The 17064-nt window shown below is 71.2% G+C and carries 10 protein-coding genes; 6 read left to right on the top strand and 4 right to left on the bottom strand.

All coding sequences use genetic code 11. The features are described from left to right. Positions 1-61: 61 nt before the first annotated feature. Both OHB13_RS26475 and OHB13_RS26470 read right to left on the bottom strand, forming a co-directional pair. Entirely contained in the window at positions 62-223 is a 162-nt protein-coding gene (locus OHB13_RS26475) for a hypothetical protein (RefSeq protein ID WP_266852864.1), read from the bottom strand. A gap of 232 nt (positions 224-455) precedes the next feature. Further along, positions 456-1304, bottom strand: a complete 849-nt coding sequence (locus OHB13_RS26470; protein ID WP_328378720.1) for a sulfurtransferase — start codon at positions 1302-1304, stop codon at positions 456-458. A 391-nt stretch (positions 1305-1695) separates the two neighbouring features. Between OHB13_RS26470 and OHB13_RS26465 the strand changes: the two genes are divergently transcribed. The 3 genes from OHB13_RS26465 (at position 1696) to OHB13_RS26455 (ending at position 6341) form a co-directional block, all read left to right on the top strand. Then, positions 1696-3726, top strand: coding sequence for a M4 family metallopeptidase (locus OHB13_RS26465; protein WP_328378719.1), 2031 nt, complete (start codon positions 1696-1698; stop codon positions 3724-3726). A 189-nt stretch (positions 3727-3915) separates the two neighbouring features. Continuing rightward, complete coding sequence (locus tag OHB13_RS26460) at positions 3916-5547, top strand: M4 family metallopeptidase (RefSeq protein ID WP_328378718.1); 1632 nt, start codon at positions 3916-3918, stop codon at positions 5545-5547. Positions 5548-5663: 116 nt separating this feature from the next. Further along, a complete protein-coding gene (locus OHB13_RS26455) occupies positions 5664-6341 on the top strand; it encodes a response regulator transcription factor (protein WP_328378717.1) in 678 nt (225 codons plus the stop codon). Here the strand turns inward: OHB13_RS26455 and murJ are convergent. Beyond that, positions 6325-7920 (bottom strand): murein biosynthesis integral membrane protein MurJ, encoded by a 1596-nt coding sequence (murJ, locus tag OHB13_RS26450; RefSeq protein ID WP_405756078.1) that lies wholly within the window; start codon positions 7918-7920, stop codon positions 6325-6327. The genes OHB13_RS26455 and murJ overlap by 17 nt on opposite strands. A 276-nt stretch (positions 7921-8196) precedes the next feature. On the opposite strand from murJ, the gene OHB13_RS26445 reads away from it, so the two are divergent. Next, the gene (locus OHB13_RS26445) at positions 8197-9528 is read left to right on the top strand and encodes a sensor histidine kinase (RefSeq protein WP_328378716.1); all 1332 of its coding nucleotides are present in this window, start codon (positions 8197-8199) and stop codon (positions 9526-9528) included. A 114-nt stretch (positions 9529-9642) separates the two neighbouring features. Here OHB13_RS26445 and glgP read toward each other — a convergent pair whose 3' ends face one another. Beyond that, a complete protein-coding gene (gene glgP, locus OHB13_RS26440; protein ID WP_328378715.1) occupies positions 9643-12270 on the bottom strand; it encodes an alpha-glucan family phosphorylase in 2628 nt (875 codons plus the stop codon). Between the two features lie 805 nt (positions 12271-13075). On the opposite strand from glgP, the gene OHB13_RS26435 reads away from it, so the two are divergent. Together OHB13_RS26435 and treS are read left to right on the top strand one after the other, a co-directional pair. Next, positions 13076-15124 (top strand): alpha-1,4-glucan--maltose-1-phosphate maltosyltransferase, encoded by a 2049-nt coding sequence (locus tag OHB13_RS26435; RefSeq protein WP_328380393.1) that lies wholly within the window; start codon positions 13076-13078, stop codon positions 15122-15124. After that, entirely contained in the window at positions 15121-16827 is a 1707-nt protein-coding gene (treS, locus tag OHB13_RS26430) for a maltose alpha-D-glucosyltransferase (RefSeq protein ID WP_266852872.1), read from the top strand. Before OHB13_RS26435 ends, treS begins: the two co-directional genes overlap by 4 nt. Positions 16828-17064 lie beyond the last annotated feature (237 nt).

Raw genomic sequence — 17064 nt, 5'->3', positions numbered from 1 at the left:
CTCTGCCTCCACCGTTCCGGCCCGGGTGCGCGCGGCACCGGGCAGGCCGACGGGACGAACGTCAGGTGCAGCAGCCGGCGCAGCCGCCACAACAGCCGCAGCCACCACCGCACTGGCAGTCGGCGGCATAGACGTTGTCCGAGACCAGATCTGCGGACAACTCGTCCCAGGCCTTGGGCGTCACATCGATGACGTCCAGGTCCAGATTCACCACAGGATTCATGAAGTTCTCCCCTTCCTTCGAAGTGCGGCGGACCGAACTCCACCGCGGGCAAGCCTGTCCCCCAGTCTGATGCTGGTACGGGCCCGCCGGTTTCACGATCCCGTGAACTGACCGAAACCAGCGTGGACTTGGTGACGGAGGGAATCGGTGCCGCTGTGGCGCTCCGTCCGGCCGAAGAAGGCGCCGACACCGTCCTGACCTCGTCAACAACGCCGGAACCCCCGACTCCTGCTCAGCCACCTCCGGCCGCCCCCACGACCGGTCGCCCGGACGGCAGCCCCCACTCGCTCCAGGAACCGTCGTACACGGACAGGTCGCGGTATCCGGCGAGTTCGGCCCCCAGGGCCAGGACGCAGGCGGTGACACCCGATCCGCAGCTGAGGATCAGCCGCTCACGTCCGCCCGCGGCCTCGGCGAAAGCGGTACGCAGTCCGGACTCCGGGAACATCCGGCCGCCGTGCTGGATCTCCCCGAAGGGCAGGTTCGCCGCTCCCGGCATATGGCCGCCACGCAGCCCCGGACGGGGTTCGGCGGCCTCGCCGGAGAACCGGTCACGGGCGCGGGCATCGAGGACGGCCGCGGCCGGGTCGGCGAGGGCCGCGGTGACCTCGGCGCTGCCGGCGAACAGGCCCGGACGGGGCCGGGCGATGAAGTCGCCGAGGCGGCACACGGGTTCGGGTCCGCCGCTCACCACCGGCAGCCCTGCCGCCGTCCAGGCGGGCAGCCCGCCGTCGAGTACGGCGGCCCGGTCGAAGCCCATCGCCCGGAGCATCCACCAGGCCCTTGCGCTGGAGTAGATGCCCACGGCGTCGTACACCACGACGGTGTCGGTGTCGTTCACGCCCAGGGCGCGCAGCTCGTCGGTGCAGTGGGAGGCGCCCGGCATGGTGTGCGGCAGCGGGCTCGCGTGGTCGGACAGCGCCCCGTCGATGTCGAAGATCCGGGCGCCCGGGATTGCCGTCCGGTCCTCCCGTACGTGGGACGAGCCCGGTGCGACGGCCCGGTGCGCGCCCACCGATGCGTCGAGGATCACCAGTCCCGGCCCACCGAGCCGGGGCGCGAGCCACTCGACACCGACCAAGGGGCCGGGCAGCGCACCGGCCGACGGCCCGGCCGGAGGACCACCCCCCGTACCACCCGGCGTACCAACCCCCGTACCAACCGGCGCCGGAGCCTCCCCCGGCGAGTTCCCCGCGCTCATCCGGTACCTCCCGTGGATCAGTCAGGACCCGTGCGCCCTGCTCAGGAGCCAGGCTGCCATCCAGCGTGCGCGGGCGCCCACTTGGCCTCTCCAGCAAACATTCCGTATAGCGAACACGACCATGTGGACAACGGACGATTTCCAGCCAACCTTTTGACGCGGTCCTGACACAGGGTCCTCACAGATGTCACTCTCTCCCCGTTCTGCGCACTGCTTGCTCGTCAGGGCGGCTCACCAGGTCGCTCTGTCCACCCTTGCAGAAGGAGTCCGCGTGAGACCCACGCACCGTCGTGCCACCGCCACCGGCGCACTCGTCGCCGCTGCGGCACTGCTCGCCGTAGGAGTACAGGCCGGCACAGCCTCCGCATCACCCGGGAACACCGCCGCTTCCACCGCGGTCACCGGCAAGTCCGCCCCCGGCGCCGCCCCGGCAGCCCTCTCGCCCTCCCAGCGGGCCGAGTTGCTGCGTCAGGCGAACGCCACCAAGGCGGACACCGCCCGGAGTCTCGGTCTCGGAGCACATGAACAGCTCCAGGTCCACGACGTCACCAAGGACCGTGACGGCACCACGCACACCCGGTACGAGCGCACCTACGACGGGCTTCCCGTCCTCGGCGGCGACCTCGTCGTCGACACCTCGAAGGCGGGAGCGACCGAGGGCGTCACCAAGGCGTCCCGCGCGGAACTGAAGAACGTGCACACCAGCGCGGCCGTCGCACCGGCCACCGCGGAGAAGTCGGCGGTGAAGGCCGCTGCCGCGCAGGGGTCGGCGAAGACCTCGGCCGACCGGGCGCCCCGCAGGGTGGTCTGGCTGGCGCAGGGCAAGCCGACGCTGGCCTACGAGACGGTCGTGGGCGGCTTCCAGGACGACGGCACGCCGAGCGAGCTGCATGTCATCACCGACGCCACCACCGGCAAGAAGCTCTTCGAGCGCCAGGCCGTCGAGACCGGCGTCGGCAACACCGAGTACAGCGGCAAGGTCACCCTCGGCACGACCCAGTCGGGGTCGAACTACACCCTGAACGACGGCGCCCGCGGCGGCCACATGACGTACAACCTGAACCACGGGTCCTCGGGCAAGGGCACCCTGTACTCCAACACCACGGACACCTGGGGCAACGGCCTGGCCTCCAACTCGGAGACCGCGGCAGCCGACGCCCACTACGGGGCCGCCGAGACCTGGGACTTCTACAAGAACGTCTTCGGCCGGACCGGGATAGCGGGCAACGGCGTCGCCGCCTACTCCCGTGTCCACTACGGCAACGCGTACGTCAACGCCTTCTGGGACGACAGCTGCTTCTGCATGACGTACGGCGACGGTGAGGGCAACGCCGACCCGCTGACCGCCATCGACGTCGCCGGCCACGAGATGTCCCACGGCGTCACCGCGGCCACCGCCGGGCTCAACTACAGCGGTGAGTCCGGCGGGCTGAACGAGGCCACGTCCGACATCTTCGGTACGTCGGTCGAGTTCTACGCCAACAACGCGTCGGACCCCGGTGACTACCTCATCGGCGAGAAGATCAACATCAACGGCGACGGCACCCCGCTGCGCTACATGGACAAGCCCAGCAAGGACGGCGCATCGGCCGACAACTGGTCGTCCAGCCTCGGCGGACTCGACGTGCACTACTCGTCGGGCCCGGCCAACCACTTCTTCTACCTGCTCAGCGAGGGCAGCGGCAAGAAGACCATCAACGGTGTCAACTACGACTCGCCCACGTCCGACGGTCTGCCCGTCACCGGCATCGGCCGGGACAAGGCCCAGCTGATCTGGTACAAGGCGCTCACCGAGAAGTTCACGTCGACGACCAACTACGCGGCGGCCCGCACCGGGACGCTGGCGGTCGCGAGTGAGCTGTACGGCGCGACCAGTGCCGAGTACAAGTCGGTCGCGGACGCCTGGGCCGCCATCAACGTCGGCAGCAGGCCCGGCGGCGGCGACCCGGGCACGGGCACCGTCTTCCAGTCCACCACCAAGGTCGCCATCCCCGACGGCGGTTCGGCGATCACCTCGCCGATCGCGGTCACGGGCGTGACGGGCAAGGCTCCGGCCACGCTCAAGGTGGACGTCAACATCAGCCACACCTGGCGCGGCGACCTGGTCATCGACCTGGTCGGCCCGAGCGGGAAGACGTACCGGCTGAAGAACTCCAGCTCGTCCGACTCGGCGGACGACGTGGTGGCCTCGTACACGGTCAACGCGTCCACCGAGACGGCCAACGGCACCTGGAAGCTGAAGGTCCAGGATGTCGCCCGGCAGGACACCGGAACGCTGAACAGCTGGAAACTGACCTTCTGATTTCCAGCCACAAAGCCGCCCGGCCGCACTAATGTTCCACCGAACGGCGTTTCGCAGAAACATCGTTCGACTGAATGGCTGTTCAACAGGACAGTGCTGCCCGGGGGACCCCAACCTCCCCCGGGCGGCGCCACCACCCGCACGTCACCCGCATCTTTCCAACCCCCCACCTCTGAAAGGGAAAATCGAGTGACCTCTCACATATCGCGTTCCCAGCGCATCGCCGGTTCGATCGCCGTCGCGGCGCTGCTGGCCACCGGCCTCACCACCCTCTCCACGGCCTCCGCGGGCGCGGCGCCCACGCCGGCCGCCATGGGCGGGCAGGCCCTGGCCCTCTCCACCACCCAGCACGCCGCGCTGATGCGCACGGCGGCGGCCAACACCGCGAGCACCGCGGGGAAGCTCGGCCTCGGCAGCCAGGAGAAGCTCGTCGTCCGGGACGTCATCAAGGACGCCAACGGCACGACGCACACGCGGTACGAGCGCACCTACGCCGGGCTCCCGGTCCTCGGCGGCGACCTCGTCGTCCACACGCCGAAGTCCGGTGCCACCACGGTCACCAAGGCGACCAAGGCCACCATCAAGGTCGCCGGCACCACCGCGGCCGTGAAGCCGGCCGCCGCCCAGCAGAAGGCGCTCGGCGCCGCCAAGTCGGCGGGCACCGCGAAGACTTCGGCCGACAAGGCCCCGCGCAAGGTCATCTGGGCGGCCACCGGCAAGCCCACCCTGGCCTACGAGACCGTGGTCGGCGGCTTCCAGGACGACGGCACCCCCAGCCAGCTGCACGTCGTCACCGACGCCGCCACCGGCAAGAAGCTCTCGCAGTGGCAGGCAGTCGAGACCGGCACCGGCACCAGCGAGTACAGCGGCAAGGTCACCCTGGGCACCACCAAGTCGGGGTCGAACTACACGCTGAACGACGGCGCCCGCGGCGGCCACCAGACGTACAACCTGAACCACGCGACGGACGGCAAGGGCACCCTGTTCAGCAACACCACCGACACCTGGGGCGACGGCACCGCCAAGAACCCGGAGACGGCGGGGGTGGACGCGCACTACGGTGCGGCCGAGACCTGGGACTTCTACAAGGACGTCCTCAAGCGCAACGGCATCGCCGGTGACGGCAAGGCGTCCTACAGCCGGGTGCACTACGGCGACTCGTACGTCAACGCCTTCTGGGACGACAGCTGCTTCTGCATGACGTACGGCGACGGCGAGGGCAACGCCGACCCGCTGACCGCCATCGACGTCGCAGGACACGAGATGTCCCACGGCCTCACGGCGGCGACCGCCAACCTGGACTACACGGGTGAGTCCGGCGGGCTCAACGAGGCGACGTCGGACATGTTCGGTACCTCGGTCGAGTTCTACGCCAACAACGCGTCGGACCCGGGCGACTACCTCATCGGCGAGAAGATCAACATCAACGGCGACGGCACCCCGCTGCGCTACATGGACAAGCCCAGCAAGGACGGCGCATCGGCCGACAACTGGTCGTCCAGCCTCGGCGACCTCGACGTGCACTACTCGTCGGGCCCGGCCAACCACTTCTTCTACCTGCTCAGCGAGGGCAGCGGCAAGAAGACCATCAACGGCGTCGACTACGACTCGCCCACCTCGGACGGCTCCACGGTCACCGGCATCGGCCGGGACAAGGCCATCCAGATCTGGTACAAGGCGCTGACGACGTACATGACCTCGACGACCGACTACGCGGCGGCCCGCACGGCGACGCTCAAGGCGGCGAGTGACCTGTACGGCGCGGACAGCGCCGAGTACAAGGCGGTCGGCTCGGCCTGGACCGGCATCAACGTGAAGTAACAGCAAGGTCGTTGCCCGACCGGTACGACCGCGAAGGCCCCGTCCCCCACCGCACTCCGGTGGGCGGCGGGGCCTTCCGCCGGCCGGCCGGCCGGTCAGCCTCCTAGGCTGCTGCCATGACGGAACCACGACTACGGGTACGCGTCCTGCTCGCCGACGACGAGGCGCTGATCCGCGCGGGGATCCGGGCCGTCCTGGCCGCCGACCCCTCCATCGAGGTCGTCGCGGAGGCGGCCGACGGACATGAAGCAGTCGAACTTGCCCTGAAACACCGGCCGGACGTCGCGCTGCTCGACATCCGGATGCCGCGCCTCGACGGGCTGCGCGCTGCCCGGGAACTGCGGACGGCGGCACCCGACACCGCCCTCGTCATGCTCACCACCTTCTCCGAGGACGAGTACATCGTGCGGGCCCTCGACAGCGGAGTCAGCGGCTTTCTGCTGAAGTCCGGCGATCCCCGGGAACTGATCGCGGGGGTCCAGGCCGTCGCCGGGGGCGCCGCCTTCCTCTCCCCCGAGGTGGCCCGGCGCGTCCTCACCCACCTCGGCACCGGACGGCTCTCCCGCGCGGCGCAGGCCCGCACCCGGCTGGACCCGCTCACCGACCGCGAACGCGAGGTGGTGGCACAGGTCGGCGCGGGGCTCTCCAACGCGGAGATCGCAGCGGAACTCCACGTCGTCGAGGGCACCGTCAAGGCCCATGTCAGTTCCGTACTCGCCCGCCTGGAACTCAGGAACCGCGTCCAACTGGCCATCCTGGCCTACGAGGCCGGACTGGTCACCGGCTCCGGCTGACCTGCCCGATCCGCAGCCCCGGCAGCCCGCGCACCTCGCCGATCCCCCACACCCGTGCGAGCGTCACGAACACCAGCAGCATGGCTCCGCCACCCGCGGCCAGAGGGAGCGCCGCCGCCCCGGCGGGCGGGCCGGGCGGTACCGGGCAGAGCGCTGCCACCACCCACCCGATGACACCGGCCGCGGTCGCCGCCACGACCAGCTTCCCGTAGGTGCGGGCGACCCTGCCGGTGGCCGGCGGGCCACCACCGAGTCTCCGGCGCAGCAGCCGCGCGGTGACCAGCAGCCCCGCCGCGTAGGCGACCCCGTAGGCGGCGGCCATCCCGATGACCGCCCACCGTGCGGGCAGCAGGAGATGGCAGCCGGTGGCCAGCGCGACCTGGACCGCGCCGATCCACAGTGCCGTCAGGAACGGAGTGCGGGTGTCCCCGAAGGCGTAGAAGCCGCGCAGCAGCACATACTGCGCGGAGAACGGAATCAGTCCGGGCCCGAACGCCTGGAGCATCTGCCCCAGCGGCCGGGTGGCGGCGGCGTCGGCGGCGCCGTGTGCGAACAGCAGTTGTGCGAGCTGTGGGCCGAGCGCGAGAAAGAGGAAGGCAGCCGGGACGGTGACGGCGCCGCTGGTCCGCAGGGCGTGGGAGAGGTCGCGGCGCACATCCTCGCCGCGGTGCTCGGCGACGGCCCGGCTCATCCGCGGCAGCAACGCGGTGACCAGCGTGACCGTGACGACGGACTGCGGCAGCGACCAGATGGTCTGCGCGTATGTGTACGCGGTGAAGCCCACTCCGGCCCGGGGCAGCTCCCGGTCGGCTGCGGTGGCGTAGCGGGTCACCACCGTGGCCGCCGCCAGATTGGCCAGGACGAACAACAGCGTCCAGCGGGCCGCTCCGAGGCTCGCCCCCATCCCGGTCCCGCGCCAGTCGAAGCGCGGCCGGAAGCGGAATCCGGCGGCGCGGACGAACGGGACCAGCGCGATCGCCTGGACGGCGAGGGCCACGGTGGTACCGGCGCCCAGCAGGGTCACCTGCGCCCGGCCGATGTCGTGCACCCCGTCCGCCGCCGTCATGACGCCGGCGTACCAGCCGAACACCGCGATCAGCAGGACGTTGTTGAGCACCGGCGTCCACATCATCGCGCCGAACCTGCCCCGGGCGCCGAGTACTTGGCCGAGGATGCCGTACATCCCGTAGAAGAAGATCTGCGGCAGCAGGAACCGTGCGAAGACCACGGTCAGTTCGAAAGCGGCGTGGTTGCCGGGCGTGTCCCTCTGGTACACACCGATGATCTGCGGCGCGGCCCACACGGCGAGCAGGGAGCCGGCCCCCAGCACGGTCAGCGTGAGCGTCACCAGCCGCTGTTCGAAGGCGCGTCCGCCGTCCGGCTGCTCGATCCGGGCGCGGACCAGCTGCGGCACCAGGACCGAGTTGAGCGCCCCGCCGATGATGAGGAAGTACAGACTCGCCGGGACGGTGTTGGCCTGGTTGTACGTGGTGGCGAGGAGTCCCGTACCGAGCGCCCCGGCCTGGAGCACCTGTCTGATCAGGCCGGTGGCCCGGGACACCACGGTCCCCACCGCCATCAGCAGCGCGGGGCGCAGCAGCGCGCGTCGGGCCGGGCCCGGTCTCCTGGCTGCGGCGTGCCGGCCCCGGGCTGCCCTCCCGCTCGGCCGCGTCCCTGCCGCGGGCCCGGTCCCTTCCACGCTGTCTCCCCCGTGCCGAGTCGCTGCCGAGTGGCTCTGTGTGTGCCGCGCCGACGGTAGGCAGTGCGGCCGGCCGGGTTCATGGGGCGAAAGGCAGCCGCCGCCCCCGACTTTCGTCAGGGGCCGGACGGCGGCCCGGTCCGGCAAGCTGGGCACATGCGGAGAGAGCGGATCACCGACCTGGCACTCGGGGCGCTGATCTGCGCGCCCGTGGTGCTGGGGGCCGTGGCGGACGGCGGGGGCACAGGGTGGCGGCCCGCGGCCGGGATCGCGGTGCTCGGGGCGGGCGTCGGGCTGTCCCGCAGGTGGCCGCTGACCGCGCTGCTGCTCGTCATGGCGCTGGGCCTGACCGTCACGCCGAGGCTCTGGACCCCGGAGTACGCGGCTGCCCTGGCGGTCTTCGGCTATCTGGCCGGACGGCGGACCGCGCTGGCCCGGCCCGCGTTGCACGCGTTCGCGGGGACGGCCGCCGCCGGTCTGCTGATCACGCAGGCCGCGCACCTGGATCTCTGGACCTGGTTCGCCGAGCTGTCCACCCTGGCCTTCGTGGTGATGGTCCCCTGGCTGCTCGGCCGGTATGTGCGGCAGTACGCCCAACTCGTCGACACCGGCTGGCTGCTGGCCGGCCGGCTGGAGCGGGAGCAGCGCGTCGCCGCGGACCGGGCGCGGCTGCTGGAGCGCTCCAGGATCGCGGGCGACATGCACGACTCGCTCGGCCACGATCTGTCGCTGATCGCCTTACGGGCAGCGGCGCTTGAGGTCGACCCGTCGCTGGGCGGAAGCCAGCAGAGAGCGGCGGGTGAGCTGCGGGCGGCGGCGGGGGACGCCACCGCACGGCTGCGCGACATCATCGGTGTCCTGCGGGAGAACGACGGGGCGGCGCCGGCCTCGCCGCCGGGCGGGACCGTGACGGACCAGGTGGAGCGGGCCCGCGGGGCGGGGATGGACGTGGAGCTGAGCGGCGACGGGGAGGCGGACGGCCTGGCCCCGATGACCGGCCGCGCGGTCCACCGGACCGTTCAGGAGTCGCTCACCAACGCGGCACGGCACGCGCCGGGCGCACCGGTGGCGGTCCGGCTCGTACGGTCGGATTCGGCCCTGACGGTCACCGTCACCAGCACGGCAGGACCGCCCGGCCCGCCACCTGGCCCGACGGCGGAGGCCGGCCGGGTGGCGGACGCGGTGGAACCGCCCGGCGGCCCGGGCGGCGGTACCGGGCTGGTCGGCCTGGACGAACGGATCCGGCTCGCGGGCGGGGTCCTGCGCCACGGGCCGCTGCCCGGGGGCGGCTTCGAGGTGTCCGCCACGCTGCCCACCGCACCCGGCGCCCCTCCCCCGGTCGCGGACGAAAAGCCGTCGTCCGCACAGGAGTTGGCGAGAGCCAGACAGCAAGTGAGGCGGCGTCTGAAGCAGGCGGTCTGGGTCCCGCTGGCCGCCACCGCCGCACTCGGGGTGCTGATCGGCGCCGTCGGCCTCGCCACCCGGTGAGCGCATTCCCGAACCGCGCAGGTGACGCCGGGAAGCGGAAGAGCCCGGCGCCCCGTAAGAGACGCCGGGCCCGTCCCGATCCTGTGTCAGCTCAGGCGTTCGCCTTCTGAGCTGTCACCTCAGGAGTACGCCCGCACCCTCCCCCGTCGCCGCGGTCGGCAACGCCACGAGTCCCAGCTCGGCGCCGGACGCCAGCAGGTGGTGTGCGGGCAGGATCCGGACGGTGTAGCCGTAGGGGCCCGTACGGTCCAGGGCCAGCGGGCCCTCGTACAGCCGCCGTCCTTCCAGGTCCGGGCCGCCCGCCGGTTTCAGTGCGACGGTCCGCGCGTCCGCGATGCGGTCCTGGTCGTCGACCCGGCCCGACACCGCCTGCACCTCCACGTCGTCGGGCCCCAGCGCTCCGAGCGCGACCTGGACCCGGAGCGAGAGGGTGGAGCCCAGTTCGGCGGTGCCGTCGGCCGCGGTCGGCGCGACGGCCTCCGCGTGGTCGACGTGCACGTCCGGCCAGGCGGTCCGCACCCGCGCCTTCCAGCCGGCCAGCTCCCGGGCCGCGTCGGGCCCGAGCGAGCGGTGGGCGAGGGCGGCGGGCGCGTAGAGCCGCTCGACGTACTCACGCACCATCCGCCCCGCCAGTACCTTCGGCCCCAGGGTGGTCAGTGTGGAGCGGACCATCCCGACCCAGCGCTCGGGCAGGCCGTCGGCCGTACGGTCGTAGAAGCGCGGCGCGACCCGGTCCTCGATCAGCGAGTACAGCGCGGCCGACTCCAGCTCGTCGCGCCGGTCCTCGTCCAGCCCCGAGCCGTCCGCGGTGGGGATGGCCCAGCCGAAGTCCGGCTCGAACCACTCGTCCCACCAGCCGTCGAGCACCGAGAGGTTGAGGCAGCCGTTGAGCGCCGCCTTCATCCCGGACGTACCGCACGCCTCCAGCGGACGCAGCGGGTTGTTCAGCCAGACGTCGCAGCCCGGGTAGAGCCGCTCGGCCATCGCCATGCCGTAGTCCGGCAGGAAGACGATGCGGTGGCGCACCCGCGGGTCGTCCGCGAACCGCACCAGCTCCTGGACCAGCCGCTTCCCGCCGTCGTCGGCCGGGTGCGCCTTGCCCGCGACCACGATCTGGATGGGCCTGTCCGGGTGGAGCAGCAGCTCCGTCAGCCGGTCGCGGTCGCGCAGCATCAGTGTGAGGCGCTTGTAGGAGGGGACGCGCCGGGCGAAGCCGATGGTCAGCACCCCGGGGTCGAGCACCCCGTCGATCCAGCCCAGTTCGGCGTCGGACGCGCCGCGCCCGCGCCAGGACGCGCGCAGCCGGGTCCGCACCTCGCCGACCAGCTGCTCGCGCAGGGTGCGGCGCAGCTCCCAGATCTCCGCGTCGGGAATGCCGGCCACCGCGTCCCAGCGGTCGGCGACGCCCACCGACAGGGCGTGCTCGGTGCGTTCGGCGCCGATCCGGCGGACGGCGGTGCGGGTGATCTCGGGCGCCGCCCAGGTCGGGGCGTGCACGCCGTTGGTGATCGAGGTGATCGGCACCTCGTCGGGGTCGAATCCCGGCCACAGCCCGGCGAACATCTCCCGGCTGACGGCGCCGTGCAGGGTGGAGACCCCGTTGGCGCGCTGGGCGAGCCGCAGGCCCATCACCGCCATGTTGAAGAGGCGCGGTTCGCCGCCCGGGTAGGTCTCCCGGCCCAGTTGGAGCACGCGTCCGGCGTCGACGCCGGGCAGTTCGCCGTCGTCGCCGAAGTGCCGGGCGACCAGGTCCCGGTCGAACCGGTCGATCCCGGCGGGGACGGGGGTGTGGGTGGTGAAGACGGTTCCGGCGCGTACGGACTCCAGAGCGGCGTCGAAGTCCAGCCCGGCGCCCGCGAGTTCGCGGATCCGCTCCAGGCCGAGGAAACCGGCGTGCCCCTCGTTGGTGTGGAACACCTCGGGGTCCGGGTGGCCGGTGATCCGGCAGTACGAGCGCAGCGCCCGCACCCCGCCGATACCGAGCAGCATCTCCTGGAGGAGCCGGTGCTCGCTGCCGCCGCCGTAGAGCCGGTCGGTGACACCCCGCTCGCCCGGCTCGTTCTCCTCGATGTCGGAGTCGAGCATCAGCAGCGGGACGCGGCCGACCTGCGCCTGCCAGATGTGCGCGTGGAGCGAGCGGCCACCGGGCAGCGTGAGGGCGACCGTGCTGGGTGCGCCGTCCGCCTCGCGCAGCAGGGCGACCGGCAGCTCGTCGGGGTCGAGCACCGGGTAGTGCTCCTGCTGCCAGCCCTCGCGGGACAGGGACTGCCGGAAGTATCCGTGGCGGTAGAGCAGGCCGACCCCGATGAGCGGTACGCCGAGGTCGCTGGCCGCCTTCAGATGGTCGCCGGCGAGGATGCCGAGGCCGCCGGAGTACTGCGGGAGCGCGGCGGTGACACCGAACTCGGGTGAGAAGTACCCGATGGCCGCGGGCAGCCCGGCGGGCTGCTCCTGGTACCAGCGCGGTCCGTGCAGATAGGTGTCGAGGCCGGCGGCGGCCTCGGTCAGGTCGCGCAGGAAGCCGGGGTCGGCCGCCAGCTCGGCGAGCCGTGCGGCCGACACCGTGCCGAGCAGCCGGACGGGGTCACCGCCGGCTGCCGGGAAGCCGTCGGGGTCGACGGCTCTGAACAGGTCCTTGGTCCCGGCGTGCCAGGACCAGCGGAGGTTGCGGGCGAGCTCACCCAGGGGGCGCAGCGGCTCGGGGAGGACGGGGCGGACGGTGAATCGACGAATGGCCTTCACATGTTCCACCTTCGCAGGGGAGATGCGCATCCAGGGGACGCACAGCGGTGTGTACGTCCGCACTTCACCCCGAAGGTAACCGTCAGCGCTCCCCGCAACCACGGCGCGAGGCCGCGTCCGCGTGCGCCGGTGCGGCGCTGCCGCGGAGTGCGCCCGGGTGGGTCCCGCCGGGCGGTATGGCCGGTTCTCCCCCCTCGCGTGGGCTTGTGGCACTTCGCACCACGGGTGAGGCTGCTGTGTGACACATCGCCGCGACGCCTGGACCGGAAGGGAGCGCGCCCGGATGGAACGAACCGTCACCTGCCGGGAGCGGCCCGCCTCATGAGGCGCCGTCCGCACCTCCCGTACGCGGTGCAGGACCGGCACCTCCCGTACGCGGTGCACGGCCCGCGCCGGCCGTGCGCCGTGCGCGCCGTGCGTGGCGCGCTCCGTCCGGTCCGGCCGGCCGTGGCGGAGCACGGCGGACTCTGCCAATGGTGTGAAACCGCGGCCACCCGCACGGCCGTGCACGGCCCCTCTGCGACGCGCGGCCCACCTGGTCCTTGCCTTGCACATTACGCACGAGTACTTAACTCAGGAGCCGGATTGCCCACCGGAGGTGTGGGGGAAGGCTCCTCCGGTACCCGCCCGAGCGCATCCCCAGCCCTCACCCCACGCCTCACCACAGCCTGAGTGAACGCGGACAGGAGCGGTCATGCCCGCAGCCCGCAAGCCATCATCGGACAAGCCGGCCAGAGGGACTCTCGCGACGTCCCCGCTGCCGCCGAAGTCCCCGAAGCCGCCCAGGCGGCCGCCCACCGGTCAGCTGATCGGCCGTATCCCGGTGCTCGATGTGCGGCCGCGCGTCGACGGCGGTCGCAGGCCCGCCAAAGCGGTGACCGGTGAGACCTTCCAGGTCACGGCGACGGTCTTCCGTGAGGGCCATGACGCGGTCGCCGCCAATGTCGTCCTGCGCGGCCCGCGCGGCCGGACGGCGCCCTGGGCGCCGATGCGGGAGCTGGCCCCCGGCACCGACCGCTGGGGCGCCGACGTCACCCCGGACCGCGAGGGCCGCTGGACCTACGCGGTCGAGGCGTGGAGCGACCCCGTCACCACCTGGCTGCACACCGCCCGGATCAAGGTCCCGGCGGGCATCGACACGGAGCTGGTGCTCGCCGAGGGCGCCGGGCTGTATACACGTGCGGCGGCCGGGGTGCCGAAGAGCAGGGGCCGCCGGGCGGTCCTCGCGGTGGCGGAGGCGCTGGGCGACACCGCGGCGCCCGCCGCCGACCGTCTCACGGCCGCGCTCGCGCCGGAGGCCGTGGCGGCCCTCGCCCGGTACCCGCTGCGCGAACTGGTCAGTGTGTCGGAGCCGCTGCCGCTCCAGGTGGAGCGTGAGCGGGCGCTGTACGGATCCTGGTACGAGCTGTTCCCGCGCTCCGAGGGCGCTGTGGTCGAGGAGGGCAAGCCGCACGTCAGCGGCACCTTCCGGACTGCGGCGAAGCGGCTTTCGGCGGTCGCGGCCATGGGGTTCGACGTGGTGTATCTGCCGCCGGTCCACCCCATCGGCACCACCCACCGCAAGGGCCCCAACAACGCGCTGACCGCCGGGCCCGACGACGTGGGGGTGCCGTGGGCCATCGGCTCGCCGGCCGGCGGCCACGACGCCGTCCACCCGGATCTCGGCACCCTGGAGGACTTCGACGACTTCGTCGGGCGCGCCCGTGAGCTGGACCTGGAGATCGCCCTCGACTTCGCGCTCCAGTGCTCGCCCGACCACCCCTGGGTGACGCAGCACCCCGAGTGGTTCCACCACCGTCCTGACGGCACGATCGCGTATGCGGAGAACCCGCCGAAGAAGTACCAGGACATCTATCCGATCGCCTTCGACCAGGACATGGACGGACTGGTCACCGAGACCGTCCGCATCCTGCGCTTCTGGATGGAGCACGGCGTACGGATCTTCCGCGTGGACAATCCGCACACCAAGCCGGTGGTCTTCTGGGAGCGCGTCATCGCCGAGGTCAACGTCCGCGACCCGGACGTGGTCTTCCTGGCCGAGGCGTTCACCCGGCCCGCGATGATGCACACGCTGGGCGCCGTCGGGTTCCAGCAGTCGTACACGTACTTCACCTGGCGGACCGGCAAGCAGGAGCTGACCGACTACGTCACCGAGCTGGCCGGGGAGTCCGCGGCGGCCATGCGGCCCAACTTCTTCGTGAACACCCCGGACATCCTGCACGCGTACCTCCAGCACGGCGGCCGCCCGGCCTTCGAGGTCCGTGCGGTGCTCGCGGCGACGATGGCGCCGTCCTGGGGGGTGTACGCCGGGTACGAGCTGTGCGAGAACACCACCGCACGGGCGGGCAGCGAGGACTACCTGGACTCGGAGAAGTACCAGCTGCGGCCGCGCGACTGGGAGTCCGCCGAGCGGGAGGGGCGGACCATCGCTCCGCTCATCACCACGCTGAACGAGTTGCGGCGCCGCCATCCGGCGCTGCGGCAGCTGCGTTCGGTGCACTTCCACCACACCGACAACGACGCGGTGATCGCGTACTCGAAGTCGGTGTCCGTGCCGGCCTGCACGGAGGCCCCGGCAGACGGCTTCACACCGGACGGAGGTACCGCCGGCTCGAACACGGTTCTGATTGTCGTCAACCTTGACCCGCACCACACCCAGGAGGCCACGGTCTCGTTGGACATGCCGGATCTCGGCCTGGAATGGCACGAGTCCGTCCCGGTGCGCGACGAGCTCACCGGCGAGACCTACCACTGGGGCAGGGCCAACTATGTGCGTCTGGAGCCGGGCAGCACGCCCGCGCACATCCTGGTGCTGCGACCGTCCCCGCCGATCGGAGGGTCACCCACATCATGATTGTCAATGAGCCCGTCCACGACAAATTCGAGGACACTCCCACCAAGGACCGTGACCCCGACTGGTTCAAGCGCGCCGTCTTCTACGAGGTCCTGGTCAGGTCGTTCCAGGACAGCAACGGGGACGGCGTCGGTGACCTCAAGGGCATCACCGCCAAACTGGACTACCTCCAGTGGCTCGGCGTCGACTGCCTCTGGCTGCCGCCGTTCTTCAAGTCGCCCCTGCGGGACGGCGGTTACGACGTGGCGGACTACACGTCCGTACTGCCGGAGTTCGGTGACCTCGCCGACTTCGTCGAGTTCGTCGACGCCACCCACCAGCGCGGGATGCGCGTGATCATCGACTTCGTGATGAACCACACGAGCGACCAGCACGAGTGGTTCCAGGAGTCGCGCAAGGACCCGGACGGTCCGTACGGCGACTACTACATCTGGGCCGACGACGACAAGCAGTTCGCGGACGCCCGGATCATCTTCGTCGACACGGAGAGCTCCAACTGGACCTTCGACCCGGTGCGCAAGCAGTACTACTGGCACCGGTTCTTCTCCCATCAGCCGGATCTCAACTATGAGAACCCGGTGGTGCAGGAGGAGATCATCTCGGCGCTGCGCTTCTGGCTCGACCTGGGCATCGACGGATTCCGCCTCGACGCGGTCCCGTACCTCTACCAGGTCGAGGGCACCAACTGCGAGAACCTCCCGCAGACCCATGCGTTCATGAAGCGGGTGCGCGCCGAGATCGACGCGAGCTACCCGGACACGGTGCTGCTCGCCGAGGCCAACCAGTGGCCGGAGGATGTCGTCGACTATTTCGGCGACTTCAAAAAGGGCGGCGACGAGTGCCACATGGCATTCCACTTCCCGGTGATGCCGCGCATCTTCATGGCCGTGCGCCGGGAGTCCCGCTACCCCGTCTCGGAGATCCTGGCCAAGACCCCGGCCATTCCGAAGAACGCCCAGTGGGGCATCTTCCTCCGCAACCACGACGAGCTGACGCTCGAAATGGTCACGGACGAGGAGCGCGACTACATGTACGCGGAGTACGCCAAGGATCCGCGGATGCGGGCCAACATCGGCATCCGCAGGCGGCTCGCGCCCCTGCTGGACAACGACCGCAACCAGATCGAACTGTTCACCGCGCTGCTGCTCTCCCTGCCCGGTTCACCGATCCTCTACTACGGGGACGAGATCGGGATGGGCGACAACATCTGGCTCGGCGACCGGGACGCGGTCCGCACGCCGATGCAGTGGACCCCCGACCGGAACGCGGGCTTCTCGTCCAGCGACCCGGGGCGGCTCTATCTGCCGACCATCATGGACCCGGTCTACGGCTACCAGGTGACGAACGTCGAGGCCTCCATGGCCTCGCCCGCCTCACTGCTGCACTGGACCCGCCGGATGATCGAGATCCGCAAGCAGAACCCGGCCTTCGGCCTCGGTTCGTACACCGAACTCCCCTCGTCCAACCCGGCCGTGCTCGCCTTCCTCCGGGAGTACAAGGACGACCTGGTGCTGTGCGTGCACAACTTCTCGCGGTTCGCGCAGCCGACGGAGCTCGATCTCAACTCCTTCACCGGACGCCATCCGGTGGAGCTGATCGGCGGGGTGCGATTCCCTCCGATCGGTGAACTGCCGTATCTGCTGACCCTCGCGGGCCACGGCTTCTACTGGTTCCGCTTGCGCAAGGACGCCCCCACCGTCTGACGGTGTGCCCGGGGCGCGGCGGTTTCCACCGCCCCGTCCCGGGCACGCTCCCCACAGGTACCGCGCCACTGGTACCGGGGCACCAGCACCCGGCCCACTGAGCCGTAGGTCCTTCCGTTTGGATCAGGCCTGATCCAAACGAAAGGCCCTAGTCCATCTGGTCCATCCTCACCCGCACCGTCCCGCACAGCCGGATTCCCGCCCCCATTGCGTTCAGCATGGGAGGCGACCCCACGC

Origin of the sequence: Streptomyces sp. NBC_00440, assembly GCF_036014215.1 — a bacterium.
Lineage (GTDB): Bacteria > Actinomycetota > Actinomycetes > Streptomycetales > Streptomycetaceae > Streptomyces.
The sequence above is the reverse complement of the archived record's forward strand: the minus strand, read 5'-3'. Positions and strand labels throughout refer to the sequence as shown.